We start from the raw sequence: 15,280 nt of genomic DNA on the forward strand, positions 1-15,280 counted from the left end.
AGGCTAGAGGCAGGCGCCCACGGCGAGCTTCTCGGGCAGCGTCTCCGGGTGCGGCGTATTGGCGGGCGGTTGTTCGTTCAAATACAGCTCGTCGATCATCGCCTGCGTGACCTGTTCGCGCGGCAGGTCGAAGACGATGCGGCCTTCCTTGAGCGCCACGATGCGGGGGAAGTGCGCCAGCGCCAGGTCCACCTGGTGCAGGCTGCACACGAGGGCCGCGTTGCGGGCGGCCGCCTCCTGCTGCAGCGTCGTCAGGGTCAGCTGGGACAGGGCCGGGTCGAGGGCGGACAGCGGCTCGTCGACCAGGAGGGCCTGCGCGGACGAGAGCAGCAGGCGCGCCAGGCCGCAGCGCTGGCGCTCGCCGCCGGAGAGGCGGTCCACGCGCGCATACAGCTTGTCGCCCAGGTTGAAGCGCGACAGCGCGCGCCACGCCGCTTCCGGGTCGACGGGTTTGACCAGCGACACCAGCGCCTGCCACAGGCTCCACTGCGGCAGCCGCGCCGCCAGCACCGCCGTGACCACGCGCTGGCGCGGCGGCAGCGGCGGCGTTTGCGGCGCGAGGAACAGCCGTGCGCGCAGCTTGTGCCGCTCGCGCTCGGAGAGTCGCCAGGGATCGCTGCCGAACGCCTCGAACGTGCCGCCATCGGGCACATGGCCCACCGATAGCGTGGCCAGCAGCGTGGTCTTGCCAGCGCCCGAGGGGCCGATCAGGGCCAGCTGCTCGCCGGGCTGCACGGTGAGAGAGATCTCCTGCAGCGCCCAGGCACGGGTACCGCCGGCATGGCGGGCGGACAGGTTGTCCAGCCGGTAGACGGGGCTGCCGGCCTGCACGGGATGACTGTCGATTGCCACTATTACTTCTTCAGGAGACCGGCGCTTTTCGCCGCCGCTTCGATGGCCGCGTAGTTTTCCGCCTTGGTCGGAACGAATTTCGTGGCGCGCTGCAGTGCCAGGATTTCCTTGCCTTCCGGCGTGCTGGCATCCAGGGCCAGGAAGGCGTCGGTGATCTTCTTCTTCAGCTCGGCCGGCATGTCGGCGCGCACCGTCCAGTTGTAATCGTAGTAGGCCGGAGTCGTGTAGAACACGCGCACTTTCGACGTGTCGACCTTCTTCTCGCCCACCAGCTTTTCCCACACGGAGATGTTCAGGGCGCCCGCATCGACCTTGCCGCCGGCGACCGCGGCCACGGTGGCGTCGTGCGCGCCCGAATAGGCCACGCGCTTCAGGTCGCTGTCAGGATCGATCTTCGCGCCCAGCAGGAACGAGCGCGGCATCAGGTGGCCGGACGTGGACGATTCCGAGCCGAACGACAGCGTCTTGCCCTTCAGGTCGTCCAGCTTCGTGATCGACGGCGACGTGGTGATGAACACGGAGCGGAATTTTTCGTCTTCCAGGCGCTGCACGAGTGGCACCACCTGGCCCTTGCTGCGTTCCTTCGCCTGCACGAAGGTGAAGCCGCCGAACCACACCATGTCCAGCTTCTTGTTCACCAGCCCTTCGACGGAGGCGGCGTAGTCGGTCACCGGGGTGAATTCGACCTTCATGCCGGTCTTCTTCTCCAGGTATTCGCCCAGCGGCTTGAACTTGCGCTGCAGTTCGGTCGGCGCTTCGTCGGGAATGGCCGAGACGCGCAGCACGCCCTGGGCGAGGGCAGGCAGGGAAAACAGGGTGCCGAGGGCGAGGGCGCCGGCGGCGCGCAGGAAGGTACGTTTCATCATGGAGTAATAAAGTTGTTATAGATGTTGCTGCTTGCGGGGCACCGTCACTCGGCTGTCAACGCTACCAAAGCGGGGCGCCCAGATTTTTGTAATTGAGTATCATAGCAAAACTGCCTTCGCGGTCCTGACAGTCAGTAACAATCAAGAAAGAGACATCATGCCCATGACCCGAACGATGCGCCGCAGCGCCGCGCTGCACACCCTTGCCGACGATGCGGTAGGGGTTGACAATGCGGCCGACGCCGACGGCGCGGTAGCGCACGGCGACCGCGCCGCGATTGCCGAGATCCAGGCCGGCCTGCTGGCCCCGCAGGCGCGGACCTCACCGAAATACCTGTACGACAGCCTGGGCTCGCGCCTGTTCGAGGCGATCTGCGAGCTGCCCGAGTATTATCCCACACGAACGGAAGCGGCGATCTTTGCCGCCCACGGCGAGGATATCGCCCGCCGCGTGGGCACGGGGGGCACGCTCATCGACCTGGGCGCGGGCAATTGCGCGAAGGCGGCCAGCCTGTTTCCCTTGCTTCAGCCGCAACAATACGTGCCGATCGATATTTCGCGCGACTTCCTGAACGAAGCCGTCGGCCGGCTCCAGCAGCGCTTTCCGAAGATCGCCATGTCGGCGCTGGCGCTCGACCTGTCGGGCCCGTTCACCCTGCCGTCGAGCGTGAACCTGGCGCGCCGCACGTTCTTCTATCCCGGTTCCTCGATCGGCAACTTCGCGCCGCACGAGGCGATCGCCTTCCTGCGCCGCGTGCGCGAGAACGCACCCGTCGACGGCGGCCTGCTGATCGGCGTGGACCTGGTGAAGGATGCGGCCGTGCTGGACGCCGCCTACGACGATGCGATCGGCGTGACGGCGGCGTTCAACCTGAACATGCTGCGCCACCTGAACCACCTGACGGGTTCCGATTTCGACGTGCGCCAGTGGCGCCACGTGGCCTTCTTCAACACCGAGGAAAGCCGCATCGAAATGCACCTGGAAGCGCGCATGGCACTGACCGTGCACTGGCCGGGCGGCGAACGGCGCTTCGCCCGCGGCGAGCGCATTCATACCGAGGACAGCTACAAGTACACGCCGGAGAGCTTTGCCGACGTGCTGGCGCAGGCCGGCTTCAGGGCCGATGCCACATGGACCGACGATGCCGGCTGGTTCGCCGTCATGCACGCTAGCGCATCGGCGGCTTAGGGGAGGATTCGCATGCAGCTGATCGACCCGGCCGTGTGGACGGCCCGCTACCGCGCCGTGCGCGAGCATTCGCTGGCGCTGGCAGCGCCGCTGTCCGACGAGGACTGCGGCGCCCAGTCGATGCCGGACGCCAGTCCGATCAAATGGCACCTGGCGCACACCACGTGGTTCTTCGAGACCTTCATCCTCGAAGCGATGGAGCGGGATTTCGCGCCCTTCCACCCGGCGTTCCGCGTGCTGTTCAATTCCTATTACAACGGCGTGGGCCAGAAGCACCCGCGCCCGCAGCGCGGCTTGCTGACGCGCCCCTCGATGGCGCAGGTGCGCGCGTACCGCGCCGATGTGGACGAGCGCATCGCCGCGCTGATCGGCGGCTCGCTCGATGCCGATGCGCGCGCCCGGCTCGCCGCCTTGCTCACGCTGGGCCTGCAGCACGAGCAGCAGCACCAGGAACTGATGCTGACGGATGTGAAGCACCTGCTGGCGCAGAACGGCCTGAATCCGGAATACCTGGCCGAACCCCTGCCGCGCGTGGAGCCCGCCTTGGCGCTGGCCTGGCTGCCGTTCGAGGGTGGTGTGACGGAAATCGGCTACGAAGGCGATGGCTTTTGCTTCGACAACGAACTGCCGCGCCACCGCCAGTTCGTGGAACCGTTCGCGCTGGCCTCGCGGCTCGTGACGAACGGCGAATACCTGGCCTTCATCGAGGCCGGCGGCTACCGCGATCCCGCGCTGTGGCTGGCCGAAGGGTGGGACTGGATCGGCGCCCAGGGCATCGACAAGCCGCTGTACTGGCGCCGCGGCGAGGACGGCACATGGTGCGAGTTCACGCTGATGGGCTTGCAGCCCCTGGACCTGGAGCGGCCGCTCACGCATATCTCGCTGTTCGAGGCGGATGCGTATGCGCACTGGGCCGGTGCCCGGCTGCCGACGGAAGCGGAGTGGGAACACGCCGCGCGCCAGGCCGGCGTGGTGCCCGGCTCGCCATCGGCGTTGCCGCATCCGGGCGGCGCGGATGCTTCCGGTTCGCTGCATGACATGTTCGGCCACTGCTGGCAATGGACCAGCAGCAGCTACGCGCCTTACCCCGGCTTCAAGCCGGCCGCCGGCGCCATCGGCGAATACAACGGCAAGTTCATGGTGAACCAGTACGTGCTGCGGGGATCGTCGTGCGCCACGCCCGCGGGGCATGGACGGGCCAGTTACCGGAACTTCTTCCCGGCGGGGGCGCGCTGGCAATTTACGGGAATCAGATTGGCGCGGTAGTTATAGCACCTGGTGTCGTACACCTTTACGAGCAAAGCTCGTAAAGGTGTACGACACCGGTTTTCTTCGGAAGCATTGGCGAGCTCACAGGAACACCGGTGTCGTACACCATTTTCTGGAGAAAATGATGTACGACACCAAGCGCCCCGGTCGGATCAAGCCGCCGCGTTCGCCGCCGCTGCCACCGCTTCCTTCTGCTTCAACTGCCGGTTCACCGCCGACAGCACGGCCTTGAACGACGCGGTGACGATATTGCTGTCGATGCCCGCGCCGAACAGCGTCGGGCCGTTATCCAGGCGCAGTTCCACGTAGCAGGCCGCCTTGGCATTGGCGCCGTGGCCGATCGCGTGCTCGTGGTAGTCCATCAGCTTCACGTCCAGGCCCAGCGCGTCCACGAACGCATCGATCGGGCCGTTGCCGCCACCTTGCAGCGCGAGCGGGGCGCCGCGATGCAGCAGGCCGATGTCGATCTGCACAGTCTCGTCGGCGCTGCTGTCTTCCGTCATCTTGTGCGACACGTAGGCATACGGCGACGTCTGCGCGAAGTACTCGCGCTCGAAGATCTCGTGAATGCCTTCGGAGGTGATTTCGAGGCCCGTCTCGTCGGCCACGGCCTGCACGGCGCGCGAGAACTCGATCTGCAGGCGGCGCGGCAGCACCAGGCCGTAATCCTGTTCCAGCAGGTAGCTCATGCCGCCCTTGCCGGACTGGCTGTTCACGCGGATCACCGCGTCGTAGCTGCGGCCCAGGTCCTGCGGGTCGATCGGCAGGTAGGGGATTTCCCACGGCGCGTCCGGCTGCTGCTGCGCAAAACCTTTCTTGATCGCGTCCTGGTGCGAGCCGGAGAACGCGGTGAACACCAGGTCGCCCACGTACGGGTGGCGCGGGTGCACCGGCAGCTGGTTGCATTCCTCGACGATCTTGCGCACCGAGTCGATGTCCGAGAAGTCCAGGCCCGGATGCACGCCTTGCGTGTACAGGTTCAGGGCCAGCGTGACCAGGTCGACGTTGCCGGTGCGTTCGCCGTTGCCGAACAGGCAGCCCTCGACGCGCTCGGCGCCGGCCATGACGGCCAGTTCGGCGGAAGCGACGGCGGTGCCGCGGTCATTGTGCGGGTGCACGCTGATGATGATCGACTCGCGGCGCTCGATGTTCCGGCACATCCATTCGATCTGGTCGGCGTACACGTTCGGCGTGCTGCATTCGACGGTCGTCGGCAGGTTGACGATCATCTTCTTCTCCGGCGTGGGCTGCCAGATGGCCGTCACGGCGTCCACGATCTGCTTGGAGAAATCCAGCTCGGTGGTGGAGAACGATTCCGGCGTGTATTCGAACGTCCAGTCGGTTTCCGGATGCTGCGCCAGCAGTTCCTTGACCAGCGTGGTGCCAGTGGTGGCGATATTGACGATCTGCTCGCGCGACATATTGAACACCACCTTGCGGAACACCGGGGCCACCGAGTTATACAGGTGGATGATTGCCTTCTTGGCACCCGCCGCGGCGTCCACGGTGCGGCGGATCAGTTCTTCGCGCGACTGGGTCAGCACGATGATGGTCACGTCGTCCGGGATGCGCTTTTCGTCGATCAGCTTGCGCACGAAGTCGAAGTCCGTCTGCGACGCCGAGGGGAAGCCCACTTCGATTTCCTTCAGGCCCGTCTTGATCAGCAGGTCGAAGAACTTCAGCTTCTTCTCCACGCTCATCGGTTCGATCAGCGCCTGGTTGCCGTCGCGCAGGTCGGTGCTCATCCAGATCGGCGGCTTCGAGATGGTCTGGTTCGGCCAGGTGCGGTCGCTCAACTGCACGGGCGGGAAGGCGATGTATTTCACGGACGGGTTCTGCAACATCATGGTGTACTCCTGGGTTCTCGGATTCTGTCGGGGACCGATGGCGGTCGCTGCATGTGGCGAAAGGCTGCCTGATGGGCCACGGGGCGCTGGACCAGGCAACCGGTCGGTAGCGATAGCGGCAGAGGCAGTAGCCAGATCAGCGACTGCGGCTGCGCGCGTGCGACGTGTGAATGGATGGCGGGCATCGGTGCATCTTTCCTGACTTGTGAGACGGTGCGGCTTGTGGCCGGCGGAGGTACAACAGTGTGTGCAGCGCGCACAGGGGTGAAACGAATCAGGCGCGTGCTAGTAGGCGCGTTGCCAGCGGTAGGCCGGCAAGCGATAGCAGGAAAGCGGATGGTTGCGGATGCGTGAACATGGCATCAATGTAAGAGAAGCTGTTTGCGCTTGTCAAGAGAAAAAGCCCGGCACAACCGTCGGAGGCACGCACGGTGGAACGATGTAGCGGGCTTTCGCATGGCCCGCGTGGTTCGTGCACGCAATGTTTTCTCCCACTCGATCGGCCCAAATCGCTAGCGGAGGTCCACAAGACAGGGCTGCAGGTCAACATCAACCTTTGCAGCTCGAAGAGCGAAAACAAGGTGGTGGACCTCCATCACCACGCGGTCGCGTCGATGCTCAGCACCGGCGGCACGTGTCGATCAGGCGGGCAGTGGTTGCGTCAACAGCAAAGTCACGTCGTTCGGCAGCGACATCACGGCCGGTGGCGATATCGCATTGTCAGCCGATACCGCGACCCGTCAGCAGCAATAACAGCAGGCTGTCACGTACGGGCCCCCAAGCAGCGTTGCAGGGAAACCTTCGAGCGACGCGCGCCTGCCGGCCGACAATGCATTGACGCAACCTTCCCGCCGACCGCGTCTTTTCAGCGGCTTTTCTGTCGAGTTCACAACAATTGCGCTTCATTTGTGAAGTATTTCTTTCCGTGTTGCAACATCACTGCTATAGTTTTTTCTTTTTTGTAACGACCATCTTCATGAAACAAAATACCTTCGCGCGGGCCGTCCGCTTGATCGCGACTCTCGCATTGGCAGTCGCGGTTTCCGGCTGTGTTACCAAAACGATCGCCACCGATCCGACCAAGGCACCGGCCACGCAGGGGCAGAGCCCCGTGGTGTTGAGCACCACCAGCAACACGGCGGAAGTGCGTGGGTTCGACACGATACGGCTGGTTCGGTTCTCCGAGCCCGGCGAGAACCCGTTGGCCGTCGTGACGATCGATACATACGAACTGCGCCGGGTGGCGCCGGGCATGGCGCGCGACACGGCGCTGTTCGTCGGCAACCTGCCTGCTGGTAAGTACTACATCACCGACCTGGTCGATGCCCGCAGCAACCTGAAGCTGAACGTGTCCCGCGCGCGTCACGACACGCTGGGCGTCTTCGCGGTCACGGCCGGCGCGCCGGTCGATCTGGGCCGGCTGATCGTCACGCCGTTAAACACGAAGGTGCTGCATGGGCGCAGCAGGCTGGTTCAGTCCAATGCCGAGCTGCTGAAGCGCTACTCGCCCGAATACGCGCGGCTGTTCACGGTACCGGTGCAAGGCGGCTGGACCAAGCCGCCCCTCGAAACCGACCGCGTCGAGGAATATGCGCTGACGCGGCCGGTGGGGGCCGACTGCATGTCGGAGCTGGACGATGGGCGCGTGGCGGCCGCCAGCCGCCTCGGCAGCGTGCTGCTGCGGGACCGTGGCGGGCGCTGGAACATCGTGCGCGGTCCGGGCATCGAATCGCTGCTGTGCGTGCTGCCGGTAACGCTGCCGGATGCCGACCTGCTCGCCGTCGGGGAATTCGGCGCGCTGCTCAAGCATGTGCCAGGCGCCACGACGCTGACGCCCGTCGACAGGGGGAACCTGCCGTTGGGTAACCTGATGCGCATCTACGGCAATCCAAACGTCGGCTGGTACGTGGCGCACCAGGATGGCGACCGGCTCACCTTCTTCCACTCCAGGCGCCTGGAGGGCGGCGATTGGCAGAGCGTGGGAAGCGAGAGCGTGAAGGCGGCCTTCTGGGGCGGCGAGAAACAGTTCTTCATGTGGCCGACGCCGACGGGCTTTGCCTATAGCCTGTACAAGGGGCCGATGCACTTCTACGAATACGCCACCGGCGCGTGGACCAAGCGCCCGTTGCCCGAGAGCCGCCGGATCGTGGACCTCTTCGTGAGCCCGAACAATGTGCTCAGTGTGGAGACGATCAAGGGGGGCATGGCCAAGGCGTTCGGCGCGGTCCATGTGTCGCGCGACGACGGCCGCACATGGACGGCCGTCGAGGGCCCGTTCAAGGTGATGCGCTCGCCAGCCGTGGAACTGGCGGACGGCACGCTGCTGCTGTATGCGGGCGAGGTGTTCGGCAAGGTCCAGCTGCAGGCCAGCGGCGATGGCGGCAAGACGTGGAAGGCCCGTCCTGAGAACGGGCAGGGCGGTCAGATGTTGCCGCTCAACTCCGGCGGCCTGCTGGCTTACGACCGGGGGTACACCGGCGTCTTCTCGATCCATTCGTCGAAGGACGGTGCACAGACCTGGACCCAGGAGTACACCACGTTCGACAGCAAGTTCCTCGAGATGCTGTCCGGCCAGAAGTAATCCCGGCATCGTTGCGCCGCGGTGATGACGGGACCGACCGGCGCACAGCCACTCGGAGAACGAGCCCGCGCGATTCGGCGGACTCGTCACCGCTCCGGTGGACCGCCGGCGCAGGGTGCCGCGAACTTAACCTGCCACCTGCACCCGCGCCTCCCCGGCCGCCATTTCCCCAACCACTGCAGCCGCCTCGAATCCCCCTTCGCGGAAGATTGCCAGCACCTGCTCCACGGCCGACGGATCGCACGACACCAGCAGCCCGCCCGACGTCTGCGGGTCGGTCAGCAGCGTGTGCTGGGCCGGCGTGATGTTCGGCGACAGCGTCACGTCCTTGCCGTAGGCATCCCAGTTGCGGCCTGAAGCACCCGTGAAGTAGCCGTCGTGGGCCAGTTGCTCCACGCCGGGCAGCAGTGGAATCTGCGACATCGTCAGCTTGGCCGTCAGCTTCGCCCCGCGCGCCAGTTCCAGCGTGTGGCCCAGCAGGCCGAAGCCGGTGATGTCCGTCAGCGCGTGCACGCCCGGCAGTTCGGACAGCGCCTTGCCCGGCTTGTTCAGCTTGGTGGTATTGGCGATCATCGCCGCGTAGCCTTCCTCGCCCAGCACATTCTTCTTCAGCGCCGCCGACAGCACGCCCACGCCCAGCGGCTTGCCCAGCACGAGGACGTCGCCAACCTTGGCATCGGCATTGCGCTTGATCTTCGACGGGTGCACCAGGCCCATCACCACCAGGCCGTAGATCGGTTCCACGGAATCGATCGTGTGGCCGCCGGCGATCGGAATGCCTGCCTCGGCGCAAATCGACTCGCCGCCCTTGATGATCTGCCCGATCGTCTCGATCGGCAGCTTGTTGATGGGCATGCCGACGAGGGCCAGCGCCATGATCGGCGTGCCGCCCATCGCGTACACGTCGGAGATCGCATTGGTGGCGGCGATGCGGCCGAAGTCGAACGGATCGTCCACGATCGGCATGAAGAAATCGGTGGTGGCGATCAGTGCCTGCTCGTCATTGAGCTTATAGACGGCCGCGTCGTCGGCCGTCTCGATGCCGACCAGCAGTTCCTTCGGCACGGGCAAGCCGCTCGAGTTTTTCAGGATCTCGGAAAGCACGCCCGGCGCGATCTTGCAGCCGCAGCCGCCGCCGTGGGAAAACGAGGTGAGTTTGATCGGTTCAGTAGTCATGTGGTTTTGCCAATTGGGCTTCAAGGATTCGATGGGAGCAGATTATCCACCAGCCGCCGCAAAGCTGCCCGCTCCGCCTCCGGCGCGAACAGCGGGGCGCGGGCGGCGCACTGGGCGCGCAGGGTGGCGATGAAGGCTTCGTCGGTGACGCTGCGGTCGATCAGGCGGGCGAGGGCGGCCGCGTCGCCGACCGGGTAGTAGCCGGCGTAACCCTCGCCCAGCATGCCGCGGTTACCGCTGATGTCGCTGGCCAGCACCGGCACGCCGCTCGTGACGGCTTCCACGATCACGTTGGCGCCGCCCTCCATGGTCGAGCAGATTGCCAGCGCGTGGCTGCGGCGGATCGCTTCCCGCACCACCTCGCGCGGTTGCGCCCGCAGCCAGGCATAGTGCGAAACCTGTTCCTGAGTACGTTCGGCAAGGCGCCCCAGCTCGGAATCGAGCACGCCGCCGATCTGCTGCAGCAGCACATCCGGTCCCGTCACCAGCGCGGCGGCCCGCATGAACGTGCCCGGGTCCTTCACCTCGCGCAGGTGGCCGACCATTGTGATGGCCTTTCGCGCCGCCGGCTCGGGCGCCAGCGGCGGCGCCGATTGGTAGATGACGTGGGCAATGTGCCGCACGGCATCCGGCAACTCGTCCAGCGCTGCGGGTTGCAGCACCACGAGGGCGTCGGCCAGCGTCACCGCGCGGCCGGCGTCGGCGTCGTGGTGGATGTCGTGGTAAACGTCCGTTCCGGTCAGGACCAGCAGGACAGGTTGCTTGTCGCGGTGTTCAAGGAACGCCTTCAGCGACGGCGCCGAGCGCCGTGCGTGCAACAGGATCAGCAGGTCGGGGAGGGGATCGTCGCCAGTCCAGCCATCCCGCACCGCCACGTCGAAGCCGTCGCGCAGGAACTGCGCCCAGCGGTCGGCCGTGTGCCAGTTGCCGTTATTGTCCCGCGCCGTGCCCGGGCTGACGATGCAGATCGATGGTTTGCGGGAGGCTGCCATTGGTTACAATCGTTGTATGAATTCCATTACCGCCTCCTTCCGCACCGCGCGCACGCAGCAACTGGCCGAGGCCTTGCAAGATGCGCGGCATTATACGCTCGCCCTGTTCGACTGCTTCGCCGCCGCGGGCATGGATGTGCCGGCCAACGTGCCGCGCCTGCGCATCGTCAATCCGCCGCTGTGGGAACTGGGCCACACGGCCTGGTTCGCCGAGTGGTTCATCCTGCGCGAGGCGCTGTCGAGCCATCCCGCGGACGCCCAGTTCGCGTCGCTGCTGACCAAAGGCGACGACTGGTTCGATTCGGCCAACGTGCCGCACCGCAGCCGCTGGACGCTCGACCTGCCGACTACGGGCGGCGTGAAGACCTACTGCCACGAAGTGCTCGACCGCGTGCTCGACAAGCTGTCGCGCGAAGCGAACGTGGACGAGGCGCTGTACCCCTATCGCCTGGCCCTGGCCCACGAGGACATGCACGGCGAAGCCTTCCTGTACACCTTGCAGACCCTGGGCTTGCAGGCCCCCGCGCATCTCACGCACGACGAATCGGCACCGGCCAGTCCCGGCGACATCCGTTTCCCCGGCGGCACGCTGCAACTGGGCTGCCCGGCGGACGGCGCCGGCTTCGTGTTCGACAACGAGAAGTTCGCCCATCCGATCTACGTGGCGCCGTTCCGCATGGATGCGGGGCTGGTGACGAATGGCCAGTACATGGACTTCATCGCCGACGGCGGCTACGACAACCGCCAGTTCTGGAGCACCGGTGGCGCGGATTGGCTGATGCAGCAGGAACGCTCGGCGCCGCGCTACTGGCAGCGCGAGGGCGGCGACTGGCGCACCGTGCGCTTTGGCGACCCCGCCACGCTGAACCCGGACGAACCGGTGCGCCACGTGAGCCTGTACGAGGCCCAGGCCTACTGCGCCTGGGCCGCGCGGCGGCTGCCGACCGAAGCGGAGTGGGAGTACGCGGCGCTGTACGGCCACCCGGCTTTCCGCTGGGGCCAGTTGTGGGAATGGACGGCATCGCCGTTCGAGCCGTATCCCGGCTTCACGCCGGACCGTTATCGCGAGTATTCCGAGCCGTGGTTCGCCACGCACCAGGTGCTGCGCGGGGCGTCGTTCGCCACGCCGTCGCGGTTCGGCTCGGCCAGGTTCCGCAATTTCTATATGCCCGAGCGGGATGACATTTTCTGCGGCTTCCGTACCTGTGGGTGGGACCGATGAGCAAGCGTTCGCCGCATTCTTCGCGGGCTCGACGCATGGCGGGCGCCATGCTGCTGGCCGCTTCCTGCGCCGCCATGGCGACCCCGGTACCTCCCGCCTGCGCCGACCCGTCGGCGCGCGCGGCCGGATTGGTCATGGTGCCGGGTGAACGCTCGCTGCCGGAGCTTGCGGTTCCGCCAGCCGCGCCGGATGGGGATGGCATCTTGCTTTCCGATATGGCATGGCTGCAGGGCCCTTGCGCGGACGGCGTCCATGCATCGCGGATGGGCGTGATCTTCTTCGATGACGGCGCGGCTTTCGCCGCCGGGCAGGACGGCCGGTTCACGCACATGCCCAGGCTGGCGGGCCTGACGAATTTCGGTGGCGGACCGCTCTCGGGCGAGCACCCGCCGATGGAGCAGGCCAGATTCATCATGGCGTCGAACGTGATGACTACCACGATCGCCAATGAAAAGCGCTCGCTCGATGTGGGCTTGTGGCAGGCCGCCGACGGCTATGTCGTGGCGGCGTTCACGCGGCGCGGCGGCCGCTTCGGCGCTCCGGTCGAACTGCTCCGTTCGACGCGCCCGATCAGGAGCGTGACCTACTTCCCGGCGCCCGATGCGAATTCGGGCAGGCTGGGACTGGTGATGGCTGACGAGGCAGGGACTGCGCTGGTGGGTCTCGACTGGACCCACGCGGCATTGTCCAGGCGCCTCATGGCTGCTGAATAAGGCGTTTCAGCCCTCGTACAACTCCAGCGGCAAGCCATCCGGATCGGCAAAGAAGGTGAACCGCCGCCCCGTGTGTTCGTCGACCCGCACCGGCTCGACGGCAAGCCCATGTCCTTCCAGGTGCGCCTTGCACGTTTCGACATCGTCCACGGCGAACGCCAGGTGGCGCAGGCCGCGCGCCTCCGGGTAGGAGGGCCGCTCCGGCGCATTGGGGAAGGAGAACAGCTCGATCTGCGAGCCGTCCGGGAGTTGCAGGTCCAGCTTGTACGACTGTCGCGCAGCGCGGTAGTTTTCCGCGATGACGGCCAGGCCCAGCACCTCGGTGTAGAAGCGCTTCGAGCGTTCGTAATCGGAGCAGATGATGGCGGCGTGGTGGATTCTCTTGAGCATCGGAGTCCTTGCTTTCAAAAGGGGCGACGGGATGGCGAACGCCATCCCGTCGATCATCGATCTTACTTCTTCAGGTGTTCATCGAGCCAGCCGATCACGGTGTGATGCCATTGGATCGAGTTGGCGGGCTTGAGCACCCAGTGATTCTCGTCCGGGAACACCAGCAGCTTGGACTTGATGCCCTGGCGCTGCAGCGCGGTGAACGTGCCCAGCGCCTGCGCGGTGGGAATGCGGAAGTCCAGGTCGCCCTGGATCACCAGCATCGGCGTCTTCCACTTCGTCACGTGGTGCACCGGGTTGAACTTCTCATAGCCTTCCGGGTTGGCGTAGTACGTGCCGCCGTTTTCCCATTCGGTGAACCACAGTTCCTCGGTCGAGTAAGCCATGCCGCGCTGGTCGAACACGCCGTCGTGGTTCACGATGCACTTGAAGCCGTCGCTCCAGTTACCCTCGATCCAGTTCATCATGTAGCCGCCGTAGGAAGCGCCCAGCGCGCAGGCGTTCGACGTGTCCAGCCATGGGTACTTCTGGCCAGCGGCGGCCAGGCCCTTCTTGAGGTCTTCGAGCGGCTTGCCGCCCCAGTCGCCGCTGATCGAGTCGGTGAACGCCTGGCCGTAGCCGGTGGAACCGTGGAAGTCGATGAAGACGGTGGCGTAGCCGGCGCCGGCGTACACCTGCGGATTCCAGCGGTAGCTCCACGAGTTGCCGAAGCTGCCCTGCGGGCCGCCGTGCACCAGGAAGGCCACCGGGTATTTCTTGCCCGGTTCCGCATTCCACGGCTTCATCACGTAGCCGTAGACCGTGTCGCCATTTGCGCCGGCGAAGGAGAACTGTTCATACTCGCCCATCTTCACGCCGGCCAGGCGTTCGCGGTTCGCGTGCGTCAGCTGCGTCGCCTTGGTGCCGGCCAGTTTATAGAGCTGGGCGCCATCGTGCAGGCTGTTCTGCGCCATCACGACCGTGTCGCGCTTGGCGTCGAACTCTGCGACGTAGCCCTTGTCGGTCAGCGCCGTGACCTTGCCGCTGGCGGCATCGAGCGAGAACAGGCGGTGGTTGCCGGTATCGTCGGCATTGGCCAGCAGGGCCTTGCCGTCCGGGCGCCATCGGTAGTCGGCGATCGAACGGTCCCAGTCCTCGGCCAGTACGCGCTTCTTGCCGGTCGCCACATCCTGCAGGATCATGTGGAAGCGGTCGGCCTCGAAGCCGGGGCGCTTCATCGCCAGGTAGGCGAGGGTCTTGCCGTCCGGGGAGAATTGCGGCTTGGTGTCCCAGGCTGGATTGTCGGCCGTCAGGTTGCGCGGCGCGGCGCCGCCGGCGGCGGGCACTTCATACAGGTCGAAGTTGGTCGACCACGATTCGCTCTTGCCCGCCACGCGCACCGCGAACACGATGCGCTGGCCGTCCGGGCTGAACGTGTATTCGGTGCGGTCGCCGAACGGCTTGCTGGTGATGTCGCCATCGAGGGTGCCGGACAGACTGACCGCGCTGGCGGCCGTGCCGGCGCCCAGGGGCACCGAGTACAGCACGTTGCGCTTGCCGTCCGCCCACGTATCCCAGTGGCGCACGAACATCTGGTCGTACAGCTTGCCCGTGGCCTTGCCGGCGGCCTTCTCGTCGTTGCGCTTCTTCGTGCAGGCCAGGTCGGCGCAATCGCGGAATACGGCCATCGTCACCGCCAGGCGGTCGCCCTTGGGCGAGACGTGGAAGCTGTCGACATCGAGCGGCAGGTCGGTCACCTTGACCGCCTCGCCGCCACCGGCGGGCAGGCGCCACACCTGCGACGTGCCGGAGCGGCTGGACAGGAAGTAAATGGCGTCGCCGCTGGCCGACCACTCGGGGTCCAGGCTGCTTGCTTCGTGCGAAGTGAGCTGCTGCGGCACGGGCTTGGCCGCGCGCAGGTCAATCATCCACAGCTGGGTGATGCCGCGGTTCTTTTCCAGGTTGGTGCCGCGCACGGTGTAGACGACGCGCGAGGCGTCGGGCGACAGCACGGGGCTGCCGACGCGGTCCATGCTCGCGAGGTCTTCGATGGTCAGCCCTCGTGGGGCCGCCACCGCACTGGTGGCGGCTGCAAGCGCAGCGCCGATTACCAGCAGGCGTAGGGTCATCCGGTTTCTCCGATCTTCAAAAAGGGAGGCCGGCGCGCGCCGGCCAAGGCGCGCATGATAGCAAATGGAAATTCC

General features: G+C 65.9%; 12 protein-coding genes. 5 read left to right on the forward strand and 7 right to left on the reverse strand.

What is annotated here, in order from left to right:
• Positions 1–3 precede the first annotated feature (3 nt).
• Positions 4–852 carry an ATP-binding cassette domain-containing protein gene (locus tag V6Z91_RS17805; RefSeq protein ID WP_338759108.1) on the reverse strand — a complete coding sequence of 283 codons (849 nt, stop codon included), beginning with the start codon at positions 850–852 and terminating at the stop codon, positions 4–6.
• 2 nt (positions 853–854) lie between these two features.
• Positions 855–1,715 (reverse strand): putative selenate ABC transporter substrate-binding protein, encoded by an 861-nt coding sequence (locus V6Z91_RS17810; protein WP_338771917.1) that lies wholly within the window; start codon positions 1,713–1,715, stop codon positions 855–857.
• A gap of 160 nt (positions 1,716–1,875) precedes the next feature.
• On the opposite strand from V6Z91_RS17810, the gene egtD reads away from it, so the two are divergent.
• The gene (egtD, locus tag V6Z91_RS17815; RefSeq protein WP_338759109.1) at positions 1,876–2,907 is read left to right on the forward strand and encodes an L-histidine N(alpha)-methyltransferase; all 1,032 of its coding nucleotides are present in this window, start codon (positions 1,876–1,878) and stop codon (positions 2,905–2,907) included.
• A 12-nt stretch (positions 2,908–2,919) separates the two neighbouring features.
• The gene (gene egtB / locus V6Z91_RS17820) at positions 2,920–4,173 is read left to right on the forward strand and encodes an ergothioneine biosynthesis protein EgtB (RefSeq protein ID WP_338759111.1); all 1,254 of its coding nucleotides are present in this window, start codon (positions 2,920–2,922) and stop codon (positions 4,171–4,173) included.
• A gap of 155 nt (positions 4,174–4,328) precedes the next feature.
• On the opposite strand, the gene leuA is transcribed toward egtB, so the two are convergent.
• Entirely contained in the window at positions 4,329–6,023 is a 1,695-nt protein-coding gene (leuA, locus tag V6Z91_RS17825) for a 2-isopropylmalate synthase (RefSeq protein WP_338759113.1), read from the reverse strand.
• A 976-nt stretch (positions 6,024–6,999) separates the two neighbouring features.
• Between leuA and V6Z91_RS17830 the strand changes: the two genes are divergently transcribed.
• On the forward strand, positions 7,000–8,604 hold the full coding sequence (locus V6Z91_RS17830) for a sialidase family protein (RefSeq protein ID WP_338759115.1): 1,605 nt from the start codon (positions 7,000–7,002) through the stop codon (positions 8,602–8,604).
• Between the two features lie 126 nt (positions 8,605–8,730).
• On the opposite strand, the gene selD is transcribed toward V6Z91_RS17830, so the two are convergent.
• Together selD and senB are read right to left on the reverse strand one after the other, a co-directional pair.
• Complete coding sequence (gene selD, locus V6Z91_RS17835) at positions 8,731–9,780, reverse strand: selenide, water dikinase SelD (RefSeq protein ID WP_338759117.1); 1,050 nt, start codon at positions 9,778–9,780, stop codon at positions 8,731–8,733.
• A gap of 20 nt (positions 9,781–9,800) precedes the next feature.
• A complete protein-coding gene (gene senB, locus V6Z91_RS17840) occupies positions 9,801–10,772 on the reverse strand; it encodes a selenoneine biosynthesis selenosugar synthase SenB (protein WP_338759119.1) in 972 nt (323 codons plus the stop codon).
• A 16-nt stretch (positions 10,773–10,788) separates the two neighbouring features.
• On the opposite strand from senB, the gene senA reads away from it, so the two are divergent.
• Complete coding sequence (gene senA / locus V6Z91_RS17845; RefSeq protein WP_338759122.1) at positions 10,789–11,994, forward strand: selenoneine synthase SenA; 1,206 nt, start codon at positions 10,789–10,791, stop codon at positions 11,992–11,994.
• A gap of 35 nt (positions 11,995–12,029) precedes the next feature.
• Complete coding sequence (locus tag V6Z91_RS17850) at positions 12,030–12,707, forward strand: hypothetical protein (RefSeq protein WP_338759124.1); 678 nt, start codon at positions 12,030–12,032, stop codon at positions 12,705–12,707.
• A 6-nt stretch (positions 12,708–12,713) separates the two neighbouring features.
• Here the strand turns inward: V6Z91_RS17850 and V6Z91_RS17855 are convergent, their stop codons facing one another.
• Complete coding sequence (locus V6Z91_RS17855; protein ID WP_338759125.1) at positions 12,714–13,097, reverse strand: VOC family protein; 384 nt, start codon at positions 13,095–13,097, stop codon at positions 12,714–12,716.
• A 62-nt stretch (positions 13,098–13,159) separates the two neighbouring features.
• Complete coding sequence (locus V6Z91_RS17860; RefSeq protein ID WP_338759127.1) at positions 13,160–15,205, reverse strand: S9 family peptidase; 2,046 nt, start codon at positions 15,203–15,205, stop codon at positions 13,160–13,162.
• Positions 15,206–15,280: the final 75 nt, after the last annotated feature.

Origin of the sequence: Massilia sp. METH4 (assembly GCF_037094685.1) — a bacterium.
Classification (GTDB): domain Bacteria; phylum Pseudomonadota; class Gammaproteobacteria; order Burkholderiales; family Burkholderiaceae_D; genus Rugamonas.